At 65.8% G+C, this 20847-nt stretch carries 22 protein-coding genes and 1 riboswitch; of the genes, 18 read left to right on the top strand and 4 right to left on the bottom strand.

Translation table 11 applies throughout. The annotated features are described in order from the left end of the window. Positions 1-177: 177 nt before the first annotated feature. The 12 genes from coxB (at position 178) to ACSF9G_RS15110 (ending at position 12991) form a co-directional block, all read left to right on the top strand. Positions 178-1038, top strand: coding sequence for a cytochrome c oxidase subunit II (gene coxB / locus ACSF9G_RS15055; RefSeq protein ID WP_436642901.1), 861 nt, complete (start codon positions 178-180; stop codon positions 1036-1038). Positions 1039-1083: 45 nt separating this feature from the next. After that, positions 1084-2682 (top strand): cytochrome c oxidase subunit I, encoded by a 1599-nt coding sequence (ctaD, locus tag ACSF9G_RS15060; protein ID WP_436642902.1) that lies wholly within the window; start codon positions 1084-1086, stop codon positions 2680-2682. A 92-nt stretch (positions 2683-2774) separates the two neighbouring features. Continuing rightward, positions 2775-3743, top strand: a complete 969-nt coding sequence (locus tag ACSF9G_RS15065; protein ID WP_436642903.1) for a heme o synthase — start codon at positions 2775-2777, stop codon at positions 3741-3743. A 3-nt stretch (positions 3744-3746) separates the two neighbouring features. Next, the gene (locus tag ACSF9G_RS15070) at positions 3747-3902 is read left to right on the top strand and encodes a cytochrome c oxidase system small membrane protein (protein WP_436642904.1); all 156 of its coding nucleotides are present in this window, start codon (positions 3747-3749) and stop codon (positions 3900-3902) included. 10 nt (positions 3903-3912) lie between these two features. Beyond that, positions 3913-4539, top strand: coding sequence for a cytochrome c oxidase assembly protein (locus ACSF9G_RS15075; protein ID WP_436642906.1), 627 nt, complete (start codon positions 3913-3915; stop codon positions 4537-4539). Between the two features lie 62 nt (positions 4540-4601). Then, positions 4602-5438 (top strand): cytochrome c oxidase subunit 3, encoded by an 837-nt coding sequence (locus tag ACSF9G_RS15080; protein WP_436642907.1) that lies wholly within the window; start codon positions 4602-4604, stop codon positions 5436-5438. Between the two features lie 74 nt (positions 5439-5512). Next, positions 5513-5914 carry a DUF983 domain-containing protein gene (locus ACSF9G_RS15085; RefSeq protein ID WP_436642908.1) on the top strand — a complete coding sequence of 134 codons (402 nt, stop codon included), beginning with the start codon at positions 5513-5515 and terminating at the stop codon, positions 5912-5914. A gap of 4 nt (positions 5915-5918) precedes the next feature. Next, positions 5919-6686, top strand: a complete 768-nt coding sequence (locus ACSF9G_RS15090) for an SURF1 family protein (protein ID WP_436642909.1) — start codon at positions 5919-5921, stop codon at positions 6684-6686. 53 nt (positions 6687-6739) lie between these two features. Next, on the top strand, positions 6740-8152 hold the full coding sequence (gene thrC / locus ACSF9G_RS15095) for a threonine synthase (protein ID WP_436642910.1): 1413 nt from the start codon (positions 6740-6742) through the stop codon (positions 8150-8152). After that, positions 8149-9429 carry a M16 family metallopeptidase gene (locus tag ACSF9G_RS15100; protein ID WP_436642911.1) on the top strand — a complete coding sequence of 427 codons (1281 nt, stop codon included), beginning with the start codon at positions 8149-8151 and terminating at the stop codon, positions 9427-9429. The genes thrC and ACSF9G_RS15100 overlap by 4 nt, the downstream gene beginning before the upstream one ends. 20 nt (positions 9430-9449) lie before the next feature. Then, complete coding sequence (locus ACSF9G_RS15105; RefSeq protein ID WP_436642912.1) at positions 9450-10043, top strand: GNAT family N-acetyltransferase; 594 nt, start codon at positions 9450-9452, stop codon at positions 10041-10043. 47 nt (positions 10044-10090) lie between these two features. Then, the gene (locus ACSF9G_RS15110; RefSeq protein WP_436642913.1) at positions 10091-12991 is read left to right on the top strand and encodes an EAL domain-containing protein; all 2901 of its coding nucleotides are present in this window, start codon (positions 10091-10093) and stop codon (positions 12989-12991) included. Positions 12992-13037: 46 nt separating this feature from the next. On the opposite strand, the gene ACSF9G_RS15115 is transcribed toward ACSF9G_RS15110, so the two are convergent. Beyond that, a complete protein-coding gene (locus ACSF9G_RS15115; RefSeq protein WP_436642914.1) occupies positions 13038-13658 on the bottom strand; it encodes a YqgE/AlgH family protein in 621 nt (206 codons plus the stop codon). A 165-nt stretch (positions 13659-13823) separates the two neighbouring features. Between ACSF9G_RS15115 and ACSF9G_RS15120 the strand changes: the two genes are divergently transcribed. Together ACSF9G_RS15120 and ACSF9G_RS15125 are read left to right on the top strand one after the other, a co-directional pair. Then, complete coding sequence (locus tag ACSF9G_RS15120) at positions 13824-14639, top strand: protein-disulfide reductase DsbD domain-containing protein (protein WP_436642915.1); 816 nt, start codon at positions 13824-13826, stop codon at positions 14637-14639. A gap of 78 nt (positions 14640-14717) precedes the next feature. Continuing rightward, the gene (locus tag ACSF9G_RS15125; RefSeq protein WP_436642916.1) at positions 14718-15200 is read left to right on the top strand and encodes a peroxiredoxin; all 483 of its coding nucleotides are present in this window, start codon (positions 14718-14720) and stop codon (positions 15198-15200) included. Positions 15201-15238: 38 nt separating this feature from the next. On the opposite strand, the gene rnhA is transcribed toward ACSF9G_RS15125, so the two are convergent. From rnhA to ispH, 3 genes are read right to left on the bottom strand one after another with little or no spacing between them, the layout of a single operon-like run. Then, positions 15239-15712 (bottom strand): ribonuclease HI, encoded by a 474-nt coding sequence (gene rnhA, locus ACSF9G_RS15130; protein ID WP_436642917.1) that lies wholly within the window; start codon positions 15710-15712, stop codon positions 15239-15241. Further along, positions 15712-16674, bottom strand: a complete 963-nt coding sequence (locus tag ACSF9G_RS15135; RefSeq protein WP_436642918.1) for a homoserine kinase — start codon at positions 16672-16674, stop codon at positions 15712-15714. The genes rnhA and ACSF9G_RS15135 overlap by 1 nt, the downstream gene beginning before the upstream one ends. Before the next feature lie 4 nt (positions 16675-16678). Continuing rightward, positions 16679-17635, bottom strand: coding sequence for a 4-hydroxy-3-methylbut-2-enyl diphosphate reductase (ispH, locus tag ACSF9G_RS15140; protein WP_436642919.1), 957 nt, complete (start codon positions 17633-17635; stop codon positions 16679-16681). Positions 17636-17826: 191 nt separating this feature from the next. Here ispH and ACSF9G_RS15145 point away from each other — a divergent pair, with 191 nt between their 5' ends. From ACSF9G_RS15145 to ACSF9G_RS15160, 4 genes are all read left to right on the top strand, one after another. Beyond that, the gene (locus ACSF9G_RS15145; RefSeq protein WP_436642920.1) at positions 17827-18468 is read left to right on the top strand and encodes a hypothetical protein; all 642 of its coding nucleotides are present in this window, start codon (positions 17827-17829) and stop codon (positions 18466-18468) included. Positions 18469-18522: 54 nt separating this feature from the next. Further along, positions 18523-18617: riboswitch (glycine riboswitch) on the top strand. A gap of 158 nt (positions 18618-18775) precedes the next feature. Then, positions 18776-19912 (top strand): glycine cleavage system aminomethyltransferase GcvT, encoded by a 1137-nt coding sequence (gene gcvT, locus ACSF9G_RS15150; RefSeq protein ID WP_436642921.1) that lies wholly within the window; start codon positions 18776-18778, stop codon positions 19910-19912. Positions 19913-19970: 58 nt separating this feature from the next. Continuing rightward, entirely contained in the window at positions 19971-20345 is a 375-nt protein-coding gene (gene gcvH, locus ACSF9G_RS15155) for a glycine cleavage system protein GcvH (protein ID WP_436642922.1), read from the top strand. A 25-nt stretch (positions 20346-20370) separates the two neighbouring features. Beyond that, positions 20371-20838 (top strand): OsmC family protein, encoded by a 468-nt coding sequence (locus ACSF9G_RS15160; protein WP_436643265.1) that lies wholly within the window; start codon positions 20371-20373, stop codon positions 20836-20838. Positions 20839-20847 lie beyond the last annotated feature (9 nt).

Raw genomic sequence — 20847 nt, forward strand, 5'->3', positions numbered from 1 at the left:
CAGATGCGGAAATTTGTCGCGCCCAAAATAGGTAAAGGTCATTGCCGAGAGCAGCGGAAGTGTGATTTTAAAGCAGGCCCAATAGTGCCGGCGCGCTGGACTGCCGGCAGGCGCGAAGACGGAACACCACGGAAAACGCGTCGGGTCAGGGGCAAGAGGTAAGGGAGCACGCTCAAAATGGCATCGAGATTGCGAATCGCGGCAGCCCTCGCGGTGGCAGCGGTATTCACGGCTGGCGCGATGCCGGCGCTGGCCCAGCAGCCGAAGCCATGGCAGCTGGATTTTCAGGCGGCCGCCACGCCGGTGATGGAATCGATCACCAGTTTTCATAATTTCCTGCTGATCCTGATCACGCTGATCACGCTGTTCGTGGTCGTGCTCCTGGGCATGTGTGTCGTGCGGTTCAATGCCCGCGCGAACCCCAATCCCTCGCGCACCTCGCACCACACCATGCTCGAGGTTGCCTGGACGGTGCTCCCGGTGATCATTCTCGTCGTGATCGCCATTCCCTCCTTCCGGCTCCTCTATTTCCAGCTCGAGGTTCCCGAGCCCGACGTGACCATCAAGGCGACCGGCTATCAGTGGTACTGGGGCTACGAGTACCCCGATCACGACGGCCTGAGCTTCGACGCGATCATGTTGGCCGAAGACGAGTTGCAGCCCGGCCAGCCGCGCCTTCTTGCCACCGACAACGACGTCGTCGTTCCGGTCAACAAGGTGGTGAAGATGCTGATCACCTCCGACCCGCTCGGCGTCATTCATGCCTGGACCATCCCGTCCTTCGGATCGAAGGTCGACGCCGTTCCCGGCCGTATGAACGAGACCTGGTTCAAGGCGACCAAGACCGGCATGTACTACGGCCAATGCTCCGAGCTGTGCGGCCGCGACCATGCCTACATGCCGATTTCGGTGCGTGTCGTGACCCAGGAGGAATACGACGCCTGGGTAGCCGAGCAGACGGCGCATCTCGATCCGCGCGGAGAGACCAAGAAGCTCGCGCAGGTCACCGCCCAGCCGGCCGGCGCCGCGGGCGAGTGACCCGGCCCGCCGCGGCGGAACACGATTTAGAGAGGACGACAGCAAATGGCTTATGCAGCGGCACACGAAGCCCATGACGACCATCCGCACGGATGGCGGCGTTGGCTTCTTTCGACCAACCACAAGGACATCGGGACGCTCTACCTGATCCTGGCCCTGACCGGCGGCCTCATCGGCGGCTTCCTGTCGGTGATGATGCGCGCCGAGCTGATGGAGCCCGGGCTGCAGATCTTCGGCTCCGGCCAGATGTTCAACGTGTTCGTCACCGGCCACGGCCTCATCATGGTGTTCTTCATGGTGATGCCGGCGCTGATGGGCGGCTTCGGCAACTGGTTCGTGCCGCTGATGATCGGCGCGCCGGACATGGCCTTCCCGCGCATGAACAACATCTCGTTTTGGCTGCTGGCCGCCGCGATGTCCCTGCTGGTGATGTCCCTGTTCGTGCCGGGCACGGCGTCGGGCAACGGCGTCGGTGCCGGCTGGACGGTCTATGCGCCGCTGTCGACGACCGGCCACACGGGCCCGGCGATGGATCTTGCGATCTTCGCCCTGCATCTGGCTGGTGCCTCGTCGATCCTCGGCGCCATCAACTTCATCACCACCATCTTCAACATGCGCGCGCCGGGCATGACCCTGCACAAGATGCCGCTGTTCGTGTGGTCGGCGCTGATCACGGCCTTCCTACTGCTGCTGGCGCTGCCGGTTCTGGCGGGCGCCATCACCATGCTGCTGACCGACCGCAACTTCGGCACGACCTTCTTCTCGCCGGAGGGCGGCGGTGACCCGATCCTGTACCAACACCTGTTCTGGTTCTTCGGTCACCCGGAGGTCTACATCATCGTGCTGCCGGCCTTCGGTGTGGTCAGCCAGGTCATCGCGACGTTCTCCCGCAAGCCCGTATTCGGCTATCTCGGCATGGCCTATGCCATGGTCGCCATCGGCGCCGTCGGCTTCATCGTGTGGGCCCACCACATGTACACCGTCGGCATGGACGTCGACACGCAGGCCTACTTCGTCGCCGCGACCATGATCATCGCGGTGCCGACCGGCGTGAAGATCTTCTCCTGGATCGCCACAATGTGGGGCGGGTCCATCGAGTTCCGCACGCCGATGCTCTGGGCGATTGGTTTCGTCTTCCTGTTCACGGTGGGTGGCGTCACCGGCGTGGTGCTGTCGAATGCGGGCGTCGACCGGTCGCTGCACGACACCTATTACGTCGTCGCGCACTTCCACTACACCATGTCGCTGGGCGCCACCTTCGGCATCTTCGCCGCCTGGTACTACTGGTTCCCGAAGATGTCCGGCTATCTCTACAACGAGACGATCGGCAAGCTGCACTTCTGGGTCTCGTTCATCGGCGTGAACCTGATCTTCTTCCCGCAGCACTTCCTCGGCCTTGCCGGAATGCCGCGCCGCTACGTGGACTACCCGGATGCCTTCGCCGGCTGGAACTTCGTTTCCTCGATCGGCTCCTACGTCTCGGCGTTCGGCGTGTTCATCTTCCTGTTTGGCGTGATCCAGGCCTTCATGGCCAAGCGCAAGGCCGCCGACAATCCGTGGGGCGAAGGTGCGACGACGCTGGAGTGGACGCTGTCCTCGCCGCCGCCGTTCCACCAGTTCAACACGCTGCCGAAGATCAACTGACAGCAGTGGAAAACCGCTCCGGCGGCGTCGACGAGACGCCGCCGGACCACGCTTAACGACAGATCAGCGTTACGGATGGGCTCCGGTTTCGTATGAGCGACGCACGCATCGAATTGGAAACGACGGTCGACACGACCCTCGCCGGCAACGGCAGCGTCGGCGACTTCATCGCGCTTCTGAAGCCGCGCGTGATGTCGCTCGTCGTCTTCACCGCGATCGTTGCGCTGGCCCTCGCGCCCGTCCAGCTTCATCCGGTCATCTCCTTCGCGGCGATCCTCTCGATCGCGATCGGCGCCGGCGCGGCCGGCGCGCTGAACATGTGGTACGACGCCGACATCGACCGGGTGATGGCGCGCACGCGCAACCGTCCGATCCCCTCGGGCGCGGTCAATGCGCAAGAGGCGCTCGCCTTCGGCGTGATCCTGTCGGGGTTCTCGGTGGTCGTGCTCGGCCTTGCCACCAACTGGCTGGCCGCCGGACTGCTCGCCTTCACGATCTTCTTCTATTCGGTCATCTATACGATGTGGCTGAAGCGGGCGACGCCCCTGAACATCGTCATCGGCGGCGCGGCCGGCTCCTTCCCGCCGGTGATCGCGTGGGCGGCCGCGACCGGCACCGTGACGCTCGAGCCGATCGTTCTGTTCCTGATCATCTTCTTCTGGACGCCGCCGCACTTCTGGGCGCTGGCGCTGGTGCGATCCGGCGACTATGCGCGCGCCGGCGTGCCGATGCTGCCCGTTGTCTCCGGGATCGGCGAGACGCGCCGCCAGATCTTCCTCTATTCGCTTCTCCTGGTTCCGCTCGGCATCGCGCCTGCGGTGCTTGGCTTCGGCGGCTGGCTCTATCTTGCCGTTTCGCTTGGCCTCGGCGTTGTCTTCCTGGCGCTCGCCTGGCAGCTTTGGCGGGGCAGGGAAGGGGAAATCGGCCCGGTCGCCAAGCGCCTGTTCGGCTTCTCGATTCTCTATCTCTTCGCCCTGTTTGCGGCGCTGCTCGCCGAACGCGTCATCGGCCTTCCGGGGACCGGCATCTCGGCCGTCTCATTCCTGGGGATCTCTGCGTGACCCATGAAGGAAGAAGGCATTGTCTTGACGGAAGAACAGAAGCGGCGTCGGCGCGGACGCTCGATCGCTATCGCGGTGTCGCTCGCTGCATTCGTGGTGCTGATCTATCTCATTACCATCGTCAATTTCGGTCCAAGCGTCATGGACCGGCCGTTGTAGAGGGGATGGCATGAGCACGGACGGGAACAACAGGAACGGGAAGCAGCCGGTGCCGGGACGGCACAAGGCGACTGCGATCTCGTTGTTCGTGCTGGTCTTCGTCATGGTCGGCCTGTCGTTCGCCGCCGTGCCTCTCTACGACCTGTTCTGCCGCGTCACCGGCTATGGCGGCACGACCCAGCGTGCCGATCAGGGCTCGGACCGGGTGCTCGATCAGACGATCACAGTGCGCTTCGATGCGACCGTGGCCGGCGACCTGCCCTGGAAGGTGAAGCCGCAGCAGTCCAAGATCACCCTGAAGATCGGCGAGACGGGACAGATGATCTACGTCGCCCGCAATCTGAGCCACGAGGGCACCGTCGGCACGTCGGCGTTCAACGTTTCGCCCGCGTCGGCCGGCATTTATTTCAACAAGCTCGAGTGCTTCTGCTTCACCGAGCAGCCACTCGGCGCGGACGCCACCGCGGACATGCCGGTCGTCTTCTTTGTCGACCCGGCGATCGTCGACGACGAAGACACCCGGCGGATCGGCGAGATAACGCTCTCCTACGCCTTCTTCCCCGACAAGGACGCGAAGAAGGCCGACGTTAAACCGGTTGCCGCCGCCCCGAGCGGGGCGGACGGACAGCCATTGTGAGGCTATACAGAGGGAACAGGCCGCGCTAAGCGGTACGCGACCTGACGAGGGGACACTTCGAAATGGCAGACGCCCACGCGAAACATCACGACTTTCATCTCGTCGATCCGAGCCCGTGGCCGATCGTGGGAGCCTTCGCCGGCCTGGTGAGCGCCGTCGGCATGGTCATGTTCATGCATGACGCCGGCCCATGGGTGCTGGTTGTCGGCCTGCTTCTGGTCGCCTTTGTGATGCTCTCCTGGTGGCGCGACGTGATCCGCGAAGCCGAGGTGGAGGGCCACCACACCCCGGTCGTCCAGCTTCATCTGCGCTATGGGATGATCCTGTTCATCGCCTCCGAGGTGATGTTCTTCGTCGCCTGGTTCTGGGCCTATTTCGACGCATCCCTGTTCACCGGCGAGGCGATCCAGTACTCGCGCGTCGAGGCGACCGGCGGCGTCTGGCCGCCCAAGGGCATCGAGACCTTCGATCCCTGGCACCTGCCGCTGCTCAACACGCTGATCCTGCTGACGTCCGGCACGACGGTCACCTGGGCCCATCACGCCCTCCTGAACAATGACCGCAACGGCCTGAAGTGGGGTCTGATCACCACCGTGATTCTGGGTCTGCTGTTCACGTGCGTGCAGGCCTTCGAGTATGCCCACGCCGATTTCTCCTTCGCGGGCAACATCTACGGTGCGACCTTCTACATGGCGACCGGCTTCCATGGCGCCCACGTCATCATCGGCACGGTCTTTCTGCTCGTCTGCCTGTTCCGCGCGTTGGCCGGCCACTTCAAGCCGGACCACCATTTCGGCTTCGAGGCCGCCGCCTGGTACTGGCATTTCGTCGACGTGGTGTGGCTGTTCCTGTTCGCCTGCATCTACGTGTGGGGCGCCAGCGCCGCCGAGATCTACTGAGGCCGTTCCGCCTCACGACCACCGTTGGGGGGCGGCCATACGGCCGCCTTCCTGCTTTCTGAGGTCCATTCGTGATGAGTGACGACCACCGATATCCGCCGATTTCGCCTCTGTCCGCGGGCCTGGCTGGCCGCTGTCCGCGCTGCGGCCAGGGCAGGCTGTTCACCCGCTGGCTCGACACCGCGCCGAAATGCGACACCTGCGGGCTCGACTATTCCTTCATCGATTCCGCCGATGGCCCGGCAGTCTTCGTCATTCTCGTCGTCGGGATCGTCGTCGTCGGCCTGGCCTTCTTCGTCGAGTTCACCTACCAGCCGCCCTACTGGCTCCATCTGGTCCTGTGGATCCCCCTGATCCTGATCCTGTCCATCGGCATGCTGCGCCCGCTCAAGGGGCTGTTGATCGCCCAGCAATATGTCCACCAGGCCCAGGAGGGACGGCTCGTCCGGGACGACCAGGACCAAAGCGGCGACTAGCTGAATGGCAACGACCGTCACCCGAAAAGTCGTCCTTGCCGGGCTCGTCTGCGCGCTCGGCGTCGCGATCCTGTGTGGCCTCGGCACCTGGCAGCTCGAGCGGCTGGCCTGGAAAGAGGGCCTGATCGCGATGGTGACGACGCGCATCGAGGCGCCGGCAGGGCCGCTGCCGGCGGAGGCCGACTGGCCCTCGATCGGCTTCAACGATGACGAATACCGCAATGTGACCCTGACCGGCACCTTCGACCACGCCCATGAAGTGGCCGTCTTTACGAGCCTCGAGGACGATCGGTTCGCCGTGTCCGGGCCCGGCTACTGGATCCTGACTCCGCTCGACCTGGCCGACGGGTCGACGGTGATCGTCAATCGCGGATTCGTGCCCCACGACAGGCGCGATCCGGAGAGCCGTTCCGAGGGGCGGATCGAAGGCGAGGTGACCGTGAGCGGCCCGATCCGCATGCCGGAACCGGGCAACCTGTTCACGCCCGATCCCGATCCGGCCCGCGGCGACTGGTATGCGCGCGACCCGGCTCAGATCGCCGAAGCCTTCGGCCTGCAGCGCGTCGCGCCGTTCTTCGTCGACGCGGACGCGACCCCAAACCCCGGCGGCCTGCCGCTCGGCGGCACCACACGGGTCCATTTCAGCAACAGTCACCTGGGCTACGCCATCACCTGGTTCGGCCTCGCGGCCGCGCTCGCCGGCGTCTACACAGCGTGGGCCTTCGGCCAGCTGCGCGGCCGGCAGCTTGCCGAGGATGCGCCCCGGCAATAGGGTCCACTCGAAAACGGCGCTTCACGCGCCTCCTGAACCGGTCTGGAGCCGATTTGAGATACGTGAGCACCCGCGGGCAGGCGCCCGCCCTCGACTTCGCCGACGTCCTGCTGACGGGCCTTGCCGCCGATGGCGGGCTTTATGTGCCCGAATCCTGGCCTGAACTGTCGAAAGCCGACATCGCCGCACTGGCCGGCCTGAGCTATCCACAGGCTGCGGAGCGGATCATCTCGCCGTTCGTCGGCGATGCCATCGCGCCGGCGGCGCTGCGCGCGATGATCGCCGACTCCTACGCCCAGTTCCGTCACCCGGCCGTCGCTCCGCTCGTGCAGACGGGAGCGAACGAGTGGATCCTCGAACTGTTCCACGGGCCGACGCTCGCCTTCAAGGACGTGGCGATGCTGCTGCTGGCGCGGCTGATGGACCATGTGCTCGAGGAACGCGGCGCCCGCGCGACGATCGTCGGCGCGACGTCCGGCGATACCGGCGGCGCGGCGATCGAGGCCTTCCGCGGCCGTGCCCGCACCGACGTCTTCGTCCTGTTCCCGGACGGGCGCGTCAGCGACGTCCAGCGCCGCCAGATGACGACCGCCAGCGAGGACAACGTCCACGCCCTGGCCCTGTCGGGCAACTTCGATGACTGCCAGGCGATCGTGAAGGGGCTGTTCAACGATTCGGGCTTCCGCCGGCGGGTGGCGCTCTCGGGCGTCAATTCGATCAACTGGGCGCGCATCGTCGCCCAGGTCGTCTACTACTTCACCTCGGCCGTCGCGCTTGGCGCGCCGCACCGCCCGGTCAGCTTCACCGTGCCCACCGGCAATTTCGGCGATATCTTCGCGGGCTATGTCGCCGCGCGCATGGGTCTGCCGGTCGACCGGCTGGTGATCGCCACTAACGTCAACGACATCCTCGCCCGCACGCTCGAGACCGGCCGCTACGAGGTGCGCTCGGTGATGCCGACGACGAGCCCGAGCATGGATATCCAGGTCTCGTCCAATTTCGAGCGGCTGCTGTTCGAGACGAGCGGCCGCGACGCCGGCGCCGTCGGCCGTTGGATGGACGGTCTCGCGCAGTCCGGCTCCTTCACCCTCGATGACGGCACGCTCGCCGGGATTAGGCGCCATTTCGTCGCCGCCCGGACCGACGAGGCCGAAGCCGCGGCAACGATCAAGCAGGTCCTCGACGAGGCCGGCTATCTGGCCGATCCGCACACCGCGGTCGGCATCGCCGCCGCGCGAAAGGTCCGGATCGCGGCCGCCGTGCCGATGATCACCCTGTCGACCGCCCATCCCGCGAAGTTCCCCGATGCCGTCGAGGCCGCGGCCGGTATCCGTCCGGCGCTGCCGGCCTGGCTGGCCGACCTGCACGAGCGTCGGGAACGCTTCGAGCGGCTGCCGGCCGATACCGCTGCCGTCGCCGACCATATCCAGAGGTCCACGCGGGTCGTCGCGGAGGGCGTCGAATGAGCGTGCGCACAACCCTGCTCGACAACGGCGTACGGGTCGTCACCGCCGAAATGAGCCATGTCGAGACGGCCGCGCTCGGCGTCTGGGTCAAGGCCGGCGCGCGCGATGAACGCACGGACCAGCACGGCCTGTCGCACCTGCTCGAGCACATGGCCTTCAAGGGGACGAACCGGCGCAACGCGCGGGAGATCGCCGAGACGATCGAATCCGTCGGCGGCGATCTCAATGCGGCCACCTCGCACGAGACGACGGCCTACTACGCGCGCATCCTCAAGGACGATATGCCGCTGGCCCTGGACATCCTGTCCGACATCCTGCGCGACAGCCAGTTCGATGCCGACGAATTGAAGCGCGAGCAGCACGTCATCGTCCAGGAGATCGGCGCCGCGCTCGACGATCCGGACGATCTGGTCCACGACCTGCTGCAGGAAGCCGCGTTCGGCGACCAGCCGATCGGGCGGCCGATCCTCGGCACCACCGAGACCGTCAACGCGCAGAGCCCCGAAAGCCTGCGCGCCTATCTTAGCGAACACTACCGCGCACCCGGGATGATTGTCGGCGCCGCCGGCGCGGTCGACCACGACGCCATGGTCGAGATGGCCGCTCGCATGTTCGGCGACTTCCAGGCCGATCACGGCGAGCAGACGCCCCAGGCCCGCTATACCGGCGGCGAGCTGCGCGCCGAGCGCGACCTGTCCGAGGCGAACCTGCTGTTCGCCTTCCGCGCGCCGGCCTTTGTCGACGACGACTTCTATGCCGCGCGCATCGCCGCGTCCGTGGTCGGCGGCGGCATGTCCTCGCGCCTGTTCCAGCGCGTGCGCGAGGAGCGGGGCCTGTGCTATTCGATCTACGCCTTCAACTGGGCCTTTTCCGATGTCGGCCTGTTCGGCGTGTCGGCAGCCACCGGACCGGACGATCTGGAAGAACTGATCGACGTGACGACGCGCGAGCTCGCCCTGGCGATCGACGACATCGACGAGGCCGAGGTCGCCCGTGCCCGCGCCCAACTCAAGGCGGGGCTGTTGATGAGCCTGGAAAGCTGCGCGGCCCGCGCCGAACAGATCGCCCGCCAGTCGCTGTTCCTCGGCCGTGTCGTGGAGATGGAAGAGCTGATCTCGCGGATCGACGCGGTCGATATGGCGCAGGTCAAACACATCCTCGCGCGGATGGTGTTCGACACGCCGCCGACGCTTGCCGCCGTCGGTCCGGTCGAGAAACTTGAAACCGCGGCCGATTTACAGGAAAGATTGCGTTCGGCCGCCCGTAGCGCGGCGTGAGAGCTGTTGGTAGCGAAAAAATGGTCTTCCTGCGCTCGGTCACCGCGGATACTGGGCCGGCGATCCATGGCGACGGTGTCTTTCTCAGGACGCCGCAGATGGGCGATTTTCCCGCCTGGACGGCTTTGCGCGAGGAAAGTCGCCCGTTCTTGACGCCGTGGGAGCCGACCTGGCCGCTCGACGACCTGACGCGGGCCTCGTTCCGCCGCCGCATCCGCCGCTACATCCAGGATGTTCGCGAGGACAACGCCTATCCGTTCTTCATATTCCGCAGCGACGACAGCGCCTTTTTGGGCGGAATCACCCTGTCGAACGTCCGCCGTGGTGTCACCCAGTCGACGTCGATCGGATACTGGATCGGCGAAGCGTTCGCCCGCCAGGGGTATATGTCGGCCGCGGTCGGCGCGATAATGCCCTTCGTCTTCGATCAGCTTCGGCTTCACCGGCTCGAAGCGGCTTGCCTTCCTTCGAACACGGCGTCTATACGCCTCCTTGAAAAAGTCGGTTTTACGCGCGAGGGCTTCGCGCGTCGGTATTTGCGTATCAATGGTGTCTGGCAGGACCATCTCCTTTACGCGATGCTTAGTGAAGATCCGCGCCCCGCGGTGCGGTAGGTCCTGACATGCCGGCCTTGCCGGGGCCACGATACACGGAAAACCGGATGAACGAGACGCACAGGGGGACATACGGACGGCTGATCGCGGCCCTGTTGGGACTCGCGTTCGTCGTGCTGTCCGGGTTGCCGGCCCGGGCGCTCGAAGCGATTCCAGTCCCGCTCGATGCCGGTGCCGTCGATCTCACCGATTCCGTCGACCTCTACCTGCGCTACGGCGATCGCATCCAGATCTCGACGGCGCCCGATGCCGAGGGATTCGTCCGCCGCATCGAGGTGCGCTCGCGCGAGCCGGGTCGGTCGGCGTCGTGGGCGGTCTTCGCCCTGCGCAACGATTCCGACGAACAGATCGACCGGCTGCTGGTCGCCCCCTATTTCCGCATGGTCGGCTCCGGGATCATCCGCCCAGACCTCGGCGATACCCGGATCGCCGCCATCACGCCGAGCCAGGGCTTCCGGCCCGACCGGGCGGACAGCCACGATTCCGACTCCTACCTGATTACCCTCGATCCCGGTGCCGTGGTCACCTATGTCGTCGAGCTCGAGGGCAATACCTTGCCCCAGCTCAGGCTGTGGCAGCCCGAGACCTACAAGGAGAACGTCAACAGCTTCACGCTGTATCAGGGCATGGTCATCGGCATCGCCGGCCTGCTGGCGCTGTTCCTCACCGTCCTGTTCGTCGTCAAGGGCACGATCATCTTCCCCGCCGCGGCCGCCTTCGCCTGGGCCGTGCTCGCCTATTTGTCGATCGACTTCGGCTTCTGGAACAAGATCTTCGACGTCGCCGTCCGCGGCGATCAGGTCTTCCGCGCCGGCGCCGAGGCGATGCTGTCGGCGACGCTGCTGATCTTCCTGACCTCCTACTTGAGCCTGATGCGCTGGCATGTCCGGCTGATCTATGTCGCCGGCCTGTGGCTGGTGACGCTGTTCGGTGTCGCCTTCATCGCCGTATTCGATGCGCCGCTGGCCGCCGGCATCGCCCGCCTGTCCCTCGGCCTGACCGGTGTCATCGGCCTCGGCCTCATTCTGTTCCTCGCCTTCCGCGGGTTCGACCGGGCGATCCTGCTGATCCCCACCTGGGCGCTGCTGCTCGCCTGGCTTCTTGCCGCCGGCATGACGGCGACGGGACGACTGTCGAACGACCTCGTGGCGCCGGCGCTGGCCGGCGGTCTCGTCGTCCTGGTGCTGCTCGTCGGCTTCACGGTGATGCAGCATGCCTTCGCCGGCGGCGCCATCGGCCAGGGCACGCTCTCCGACTTCCACCGCAAGGCGCTGGCGCTGATCGGTGCAGGCGACCTTGTCTGGGACTGGGAAGTGCCGCGCGACCGCGTCTTCGTCTCGCCGGAACTGGAAGAGAAGCTCGGCCTCAAGCCCGGCACGCTGGAAGGCAGCGCCCGCAAGTGGTTCGACGTCCTGCACGCCGGCGACCGCGACCGCTTCCGCGCCTCCCTGGACGCCGTCGTCGAGCAGCGCCGCGGCCGCATCGCCCAGGACTTCCGCCTGCGCGCCTCCGACGGCCACTACTACTGGTATCGCATGCGCGCCCGGCCGATTCTGGGCGACGACGGCGAGGCCGTCCGCCTCGTCGGCACGCTGGTCGACGTCACCGAGATCAAGAATGCCGAGGAGCGGCTTCTGCACGATGCCGTCCACGACAATCTCACCGGCCTGCCCAATCGCGAACTGTTCCTCGACCGCCTGGAAGCCGCGATCCTGCGCTCGCGCGTCGGCGACGACCCGCGCCCGACCGTCTTCGTCGTCGATGTCGACCGGTTCCGGCAGGTCAATGACGGCTTCGGCATCGCCGTCGGCGATTCGATTCTGCTGACGATGGCGCGGCGGCTGCAGCGCCATCTGAAGCCGTCGGATACGCTCGCCAGGCTGGCGGGCGACCAGTTCGGGATCATTCTCGTCTCCGAACGCGATCCCAAGCGCATCGCCGCCTTCGCCGAGGCCGTGCGCCGCACCATCCGCACCCCGATCACCTTCGGCGACCGCGAGGTGTTCCTCACCGCCTGCGTCGGCATCTCCGTCTACGATGGGTCCGACAAGCGCAAGGAGGACCTGCTCGAGGACGCCGAGATCGCCATGTACCAAGCCAAGCGCTTCGGCCCGGACCGGGTCGAGGCCTTCAAGCCGGTGATGCGTACCATGGGTGGCGACCGTCTCGCGCTCGAGTCTGATCTGCGCAGGGCGCTCGAACGCGAGGAGATCAAGCTGGTGTACCAGCCGATCATGCGGCTCGAGGACAAGCGTATCGCCGGTTTCGAGGCGCTGGTGCGCTGGGATCACCCCCGTCACGGCCGCCTCAACCCGCAGGAATTCATTCAGATTGCCGAGGAGAGCGGCCTGATCGTCGAGATCGGTCTGTTCGTCATGGAGCGAACCGCCCGTCAACTTGGCGCATGGCAGCGCGCCATGGGCGCGAACCTGCCGATCTTCGCCTCCGTCAACGTGTCGAGCCGCCAGATCCTCCGCCACGACCTGATCAACGATATTCGCGCGGTGCTCGCCCGCAACGAGGTCGTCCCCGGCACTCTGAAGCTGGAGGTTACCGAGTCGCTCGTGATGGAGAACCCGGAATACGCCGCGCAGGTTCTGGAGCGGGTTCGCGAACTCGGCGCCGGCCTCTCGCTCGACGATTTCGGCACCGGCTATTCGTCTCTGAGCTACCTGCAGCGCTTCCCCTTCGACACGATCAAGGTCGACCGCTCCTTCGTCCGCCAGAACGGCAGCGGCACGCGTCCGGTGATCCTGCGCTCCATCGTTTCGCTGGCCCACGATCTCGGCATGGAAGTGGTCGCCGAGGGTGCGGAGACCGACGAGGATGCCATCGAGCTCTATGCGCTCGGCTGCGAATACGCCCAGGGATATCTGTTCGGCGAGCCCATGTCGGCGGACGAATGCCGCCATCTGCTTGCCCGCCAGTCGGCGATGATGCGGCACTAGGCCGCCCCGCGTCCCGGGCTGCGGGACCGCTACCGGCTCACCGCCGTCAGGCGCGCCCGGAATCCGGGGCGAGATGACCGGGATCGATGCCCAGCTTCCTGAGCGCCAGGTCGTATTTCGAAGCCTGGTCCGTACCGAACACCAGATCGGGATCGGCGTTGCAGTGCAGCCAGCCGTTCGCCTGGATCTCGCTTTCGAGCTGCCCGGGCGCCCAGCCGGCATAGCCAAGCGCCAGCATCGAGTTTTCCGGCCCGTCGCCGCGTGCGATCGCCTTGAGGATGTCGAGGGTCGCCGTCAGGCAGATGCCGTCGTCGATGGGCAGGGTGGACGTGTCCACGAACCAGTCGGGCGAATGCAGCACGAAGCCGCGGCCTGTCTCCACCGGTCCGCCGATATGGACCCGCATCTGCCCGACCTCCGGCGGAAGACGGATCTCCTCGCCGGCGCCGATGATGTCGAGCTGGCGCAGGAGTTCGGTGAAATTGATGTTGCGGGCCAGCTGGTTGACGATGATGCCCATGGCGCCGTCGTCGGAATGGGCGCACATGTAGACGACGCTGCGCTCGAAACGCGGGTCGTTCATCGTCGGCATGGCGATCAGCATCTGGCCGTCGAGGAAACCGCGACCGCCGCCACCGCCAAATCCTTGGAACTCCTTGAATGCCATATGTGAATGGTAACTTCCCGTTTCGTGTTTGGAAATGGTCCTGATCGGACGGCGTCACGCAGGCTTGAACCGTCTTGATATGGCGGGCGCAAGGCAGCTGCGGCATAGTGTCGGGCGTCGAGCCGGGGCTTTTGTGGCAAGCTCTTGTGAAGAGAAGGACGGTCCGTGTCGCGTTTATCCTATCTTTGCGCAGTGGCGATGGCCGCGATGCTGCTTTCCGGCCCCGGCGCTGCCGGGGAATGGAAGGACAAGGCCAGGGTGCGCCTGATCGACGGCGGGACGATGGCCGACGGCGTGACGCGCCTCGCCGGCCTCGAAATCCTGCTCGATCCGGAATGGAAGACCTATTGGCGCAATCCCGGCGATTCCGGCATTCCGCCCAAGATGGATTTCTCCGGATCCGACAACGTCGCGGAGGTAACGGCCGAGTGGCCGGCGCCGGAACTGTCCTTCGACGGCTACGGCTGGGTTATCGGTTATACCGAAGCGGTGATCTTTCCCTTGCTGGTCAGGCCGGACGAACCGGGCGAGTCGTCGAATCTGAATCTCAAACTCGACTACGCCGTCTGCAACGATATCTGCATTCCCGCCCAGGCCGAGGTCGCCGTCGTCCTCGATGGCGCGAAGCCGCATACCGCCGAGATCGAGTTCTATCGGCGCCGTGTGCCCGCGCCGATCGATACGCCGATGCAGACCGGCGGGGTAGTCTCGGGTGCCGTCGTGCGCAAGGACGACAAGCCGGTGCTCCAGCTGCTCGTCCGGTTTCCGTCGGACGGGGAGGAGGGCTTCGCCCTCGTCGAGGGGCCGGAGGAATGGTATCTGCCGGTACCGGAGCGTACCGGCACCGATGCGGCGGGCAACGCGATCTTCGAGGTGTCGCTCGAGGGGATTGCCGATCAGTCCGGGATCCCCGGCACCAAGATCCGGGTCACCGGCGTTTCGCCCGATTTTTCCTTTGAGCAGCCGCTGACTCTCGACTAGATCGCCGCGCACGTTATTTAGGGAACGGCCGGGGCGGATCGCTCCGGTCTTCCATGTCCGATGAGGAGAGAAGCGGGAATGATTAAGGTCGGAGACAAGCTGCCCGAGGCGACGTTCGGTGTGGTGACGGCATCGGGGCCGTCGACCAAAACGACGAGCGACGTATTTTCCGGACGCAAGGTGGCGCTGTTCGCGGTTCCCGGCGCGTTCACGCCGACATGCCACAACAACCATCTGCCCGGGTTCCTGGCCAATGCCGACAAATTCCGGGAAAAGGGCGTCGATGCCATCGCCTGTCTCGCGGTGAACGATGTCTTCGTCATGGATGCCTGGGCCAAGGCGACGGGGGCCGGGGATACGATCGAGTTCCTGGCCGACGGCAGTGCGTTGTTCAGCAAAGCGGTCGGGCTGGAGCTCGACATTACAGAGCGCGGCATGGGCATCCGCTCGCAGCGCTATGCCATGCTTGTCGACGACGGAGTCGTGACGATCCTCAATATCGGGGATGAGCCGGGGAAGACCGACATCACCGGCGCCGAGGCGTTGCTCGCCGCGATGTGACCGGGCTCGCGGCGATGTGAATGGCCGCGTGCGGGGAGTCAGGTCCCCGCGACGCGCCTTTTGCGCCTGTTCTGCTTGAACGGAGCCATGCCCTGGTTCGCCAGGGCGTCGGCGCGTTCGTTGCCGTCGTTGCCGGCGTGGCCCTTCACCCAGTGCCAGTGCACCTCGTGGCGGGCCATGGCCTCTTCCAGCGCCTGCCAGAGTTCCACATTCTTGACCGGCTTCCTGTCGGCCGTCTTCCAGCCGCGCGCCTTCCACTGCTTCAGCCAGGTGGTGATGCCGTTGCGTAGGTAAGAGGAGTCGGTATGCAGGTCGATGGCGGACGGCCGCTTCAGCGCTTCGAGAGCGCGAATGGCGGCGAGCATTTCCATCCGGTTGTTGGTGGTCTCCGCCTCGCCGCCGCACAGTTCTTTTTCGTGCCCGTTCCAGACGAGCAGCGCACCCCAGCCGCCGGGGCCGGGATTGCCCGAACAGGCGCCGTCGGTCCAGATCTGGATACGGTTTTCCGTCATCAGTCGAGGCCGTACTCGCTGGTGCTCGAAACCGAGCGGTGGAAGCGAATGCGCTTGGCGTATTCAAGCGGATCCTTGGGGCGCACGAACGCGCCGGGCGGGTGGTTCAGCCAGTCGTAGAGCCGGGTCACGAAGAAACGCATCGCGGCGCCGCGGGCAAGCAGCGGCAGCGAGGCGTATTCTGCCTCGGTTAGCCGCCGCCGTCCGGCATAGGCGTTCAGCATGGCGCGCGCCTTGGTGACGTTGAACGACAGGTCGGGCTCGAAGCACCAGGCGTTGAGGCAGACCGCGATATCGTAGGCAAGCGAGTCGCGGCAGGCGAAATAGAAATCGATCAGCCCGGAGACATGATCCTTCAGGAAGAACACGTTGTCGGGGAACAGGTCGGCATGGATCACGCCCTCGGGCAGGTCCGCCGGCCAGTTCGCCTCCAGGTAGGTGAGCTCGGCCTCCATCTCGTCGGCCAGGCCCCACTGCAACGTGTCGGCCCGGTCGGCGACGGCGGCGAAGATGGGGCGCCAGTCCGCGACCGAGAGCGCGTTGCGGCGCTGGCCGTCGAAATCGAGCGCGGCCTTGTGCATGGCCGCCAGCGTATCGCCCAGCGCGCGGCAATGCTCCACGCGCGGTTTGCGGACCCAAAGCCCCTCGAGAAAAGTCATCAGCGCGGCCGGTCGGCCGCAAAGCGTCCGCAGGCTGTTGCCTTCGCGGTCATGCAGCGGCAGGGGGCAGGTGACGCCCTTCTCCGACAGGTGTTCCATCAGTCCGAGGAAGAACGGAAGGTCGGTGGGATCGACGCGTTTTTCGTACAGCGTCAGGATGTAGCTGCCGCGCTCGGCATGGAGGAGATAGTTGGTGTTCTCGACACCTTCGGCGATCCCCTTGAAGGAGAGCAGTGCGCCGACGTCGTAGCCGGCGATGAAGTTGGTGAGCTCCTCGTCGGGAACTTCAGTGTAGACCGCCATGGGTTTACCCGGCCGCGGTTTCGCGGAGGGCCCGCGGCAGGTTGAAGCCGATGGTCTCGTCGGCGGTCGATACCGTCTCGACCTCGATGTCGTAGCGTTTCGCGAAGGCGCCGATCATCTCCTCGACCAGTACTTCCGGCGCCGATGCGCCCGCGGTGATCGCCAGCGTCGCGACGTCGCCGAACGTCGCCCAGTCGATGTCGGAAGCGCGCTGCAGAAGGACTGCCTTAGGACAGCCGGCGCGGCGGGCGACCTCGACCAGGCGCTGCGAGTTGGAGGAGTTGGGGGCGCCGACCACGATTGTCGCGTCGGCGCGCGGCGCGACCGCCTTGACGGCGTCCTGCCGGTTGGTGGTGGCGTAGCAGATATCTTCCTTGTGCGGCCCGATGATCTCCGGGAATCGCGCGCGCAGCACCGAGACGATCTCGGCGGTATCGTCGACGGAAAGCGTTGTCTGGGTGATGAAGGCGAGCGCGTCGGGGCTGCCGGGCGCGAAGGCGCGGGCGTCCTCGACGGTTTCGATCAGGGAGACGGTGCCTGACGGGAGCTGGCCCATGGTGCCGATGACCTCCGGATGGCCGGCATGGCCGATCAGCACGATCTCGCGCCCCTTGCGGAAATGGATTTCCGCCTCCCGGTGCACCTTGGTCACCAGCGGGCAGGTGGCGTCGACGTGAAACAGGTTGCGCGCGGCGGCCTCCTGCGGCACCGATTTGGCCACCCCGTGCGCCGAGAACACCACGGGTGCCTCCGTATCGGGGATCTGGTCGAGTTCATCGACGAAAACGGCGCCTTTCGCCTTCAGGCTGTCGACGACGTAGCGATTGTGGACGATTTCGTGGCGCACATAGACGGGCGGCCCGTAGCGTTTCAGCGCCAGCTCGACGATCTGGATCGCGCGGTCGACCCCGGCGCAGAAGCCGCGCGGCGAGCAAAGTAGGATCTTGAGAGGTGGCTTCATATCTTAGGGGCCGTCTTGAGAAGCGCTATGGATAGCCAGCTTGGGCGGCAACCGGTTGCCATGAGGCTATACAGGGTTTCGGGCCCGTTCTGTCAAGGCGCAGGCCTGTGTCGTGCGGCCCCTTGGGATTTCCGCGGTTGGCCTGCTATAAGGGCCGCCCGTGGGGGGTTCTGACGAAGGTATATGAGCGTATGCGGCTTCTTCGCGATGCTACCGATCGCCGCCGGGCGATCAAACTGGCTTTTGTTCTGGCGTTGGCTGGCGCTGCCGCGGGCTGCGATACGCAGGCCGGGCGCGACGCCAGCGATTCCACGATCGGCGCATTCCGGATGCTGGTCGGCGCGGGCGAGGAGCCCGACGAGCTGCCGGTCGATGCCGGCGCGCCGCCGCCGCCCACCGAGGCCAAGTGCCCGCCCGTCGTCATTCGCGAAGGTACGGAAACCTTTCGTGTCTACGCGCGGGGGCACGAGGGCGATCCCGACTACGTCGTCTATCAGGGCGGCATTACCAAAACCGCGCGCGAATGCGAGTTCGTCGGCACCAACGCGATACGCATCAAGCTAGGCATCGCCGGCAAGGTGGTTACCGGCCCGGCCTGGAACGACACCTCCGTCCAGCTTCCGCTTCGTGCCGCGTTCGTGCGCACGGGCGGCGAGGGCGTATGGTCCCAGCTTTACCCCGTCCAGCCGAACATCCTGCCCGGCGAAACCGTCCAGCAGTTCACCCAGGTGGACGATTCCCTCTATTTCGAGGTTCCGGAAGGCGATCACATCAACAACTACGTGATTTACATCGGCTTCGACGAGATGGGAGGCAAGCCGAAGCGCGGCTGACGTCGACCGAGGTTGACAGTACCGGGGCGCCCCGTAAGATCGCCCTCACATTCGTCGAATCCCGCGGGAGAGACCGGTCGCACTGCGGCCGGCGCCGAAGGAGCAACCGGCCCCGGAAACTCTCAGGCACAAGGGACCGCGGGAGGATGAGACTCTGGAAAGTAGTCGTCGGCGCGCAAATGCCGGCGGCTCACCGAAGGGGGTAAGCCGCGGGCGTTCCGCGGTGAAATCTCTCAGGTCCTGCGACAGAGAGGGGCGCGAGCGGACCCGGCCGGGTCTCCGACTCTACGCCTATGCAGGACCGGTTATGACAGACGATACATCCAGTTCCGATCTTCTTATGACCCCGCTCAACGATCGCCATGTGGCGCTTGACGGGCGCATGGTGCCGTTCGCCGGCTACGCCATGCCCGTCCAGTATGCCCGCGGCATCATTGCTGAGCACAAGTGGACGCGCGAGAACGCGGGCCTGTTCGACGTCTCGCACATGGGCCAGGCCTGGCTCGTCGGCCCAGATTTTGCCGCCACGGCGGCGGCGCTGGAGACCTTGGTCCCCGGCGATATCGCCGGACTGAAGCCCGGCGCGATCCGCTACACCCAGTTCCTGACCGACGAAGGCGGCATCATCGACGATCTCATGGTCACGCGTCCCGCCGACCCCGCCCTCGACGGTCGCCTGTTCCTGATCGTCAACGCGTCGCGCAAGGATGTCGACTACGAGCACATGCGTGCCGGTCTTCCCGGTTCGGTGACGCTCGAGCCGATCGAGGACCGGGCGCTGATGGCGCTGCAGGGGCCGAAGGCGGAGTACGTCATGGCGCGCCACTGCGGCGAGGCGGTCGACCTTGCCTTCATGACCGCCTGCGACGCCACCTTCGACGGCATTCCCTGCCATATCTCACGCTCCGGCTATACCGGTGAGGACGGTTTCGAGATTTCCGTTCCCGCCGGCAGCGCAGGCACCATGTGGGATACGTTCCTGGCGGCTTCCGAGGTCGAGCCGATCGGTCTCGGTGCGCGCGACACGCTGCGGCTCGAGGCGGGCCTGTGTCTCTACGGCCATGATATCGACGAGACCACCTCGCCGGTCGAGGCCGCGCTCACCTGGTCGATCGGCAAGCGCCGGCGCGCGGAGGGCGGTTTCCCGGGCTACGAACGCATCCGCCGCGAACTCGCCGACGGTCCGTTGCGGCGGCGTGTCGGCATCCGTCCGGACGGACGCGCGCCCGCGCGCGAGGGAACCGAGATATCCGTCGGCGGATCGGCGGTCGGAAAGATCACCAGTGGCGGCTTTGGCCCCTCGGTCGGTGGCCCCGTGGCGATGGGATACGTCGAGACAGCCCATTCGGCCGTCGATACGGAGGTGGTCCTGACCGTGCGCGGCCGGGCGGAAGCCGCCCGGGTCGCCGCGATGCCCTTCGTGCCCCACCGTTACAAGAGATAGCCGTTTCGGCCGCAGGCAACGCGGCCGGCACCATGATCTGAAAGAGGGAACAGACCAGATGAGCATGCATTTCACCAAGGAACACGAGTGGATCAGCGTGGAAGGCGACGTCGGCACCATCGGGATCACCGACTACGCGCAGGAGCAGCTTGGCGATGTCGTCTTCGTCGAGCTTCCCGAGGTCGGCAAGACCGTCGCCGTCGGTGACGAGGCGGGTGTCGTCGAATCCGTCAAGGCGGCCAGCGAGATCTATGCGCCGGTGTCCGGCGAGGTGGTCGAGGTCAACCAGGCGCTTGCCGACGAGCCCGCAAAGGTCAACGAGGCGCCCGAGGGCGAGGGCTGGTTCGTCAGGATCAAGCTGTCGGACAAGTCCCAGCTCGACGCGCTGATGGATGCCGACGCCTACAAGACCTACGTCGCCTCGGTGAGCTGAGGCCCCGCGGAAGGACGTACCAATGGTGCACCTCTATCGCGTCACCGTTGCCTGGACCTGCGAGGGCGACTTCGCCGCCAACACCTACAGTCGGGGCCACGAATGGCGCTTCGACGGGATTACCGTGCCGGCGTCGTCTTCGCCGACGGTCGTCAAGCTGCCCTTTTCGAAGGAGGACGCGGTCGATCCCGAGGAAGCCTTCGTCGCCTCGCTGTCGTCGTGCCACATGCTGTGGTTCCTCGATCTCGCCCGCCAGCGCGGCTTCGTCATCGAATCCTACGAGGACGATGCCGTGGGATCGATGGTCCGCATCGAGGCGAGCCGCTATTGGATCGACAAGGTGACGCTGCGTCCCCGGATCCGGTACGCCGAGGGGCGCGCGCCCGATGCGGCCGCCGAGACCGCGCTGCACGACGACGCCCATCACCTGTGCTTTATCGCCAATTCCGTCCGCTCCGAGGTCACCGTCGAGCCGGTGACGGCGGACACCTGAGGAGGGGTA

Origin of the sequence: Microbaculum mangrovi, assembly GCF_051390635.1 — a bacterium.
Lineage (GTDB): Bacteria > Pseudomonadota > Alphaproteobacteria > Rhizobiales > Tepidamorphaceae > Microbaculum.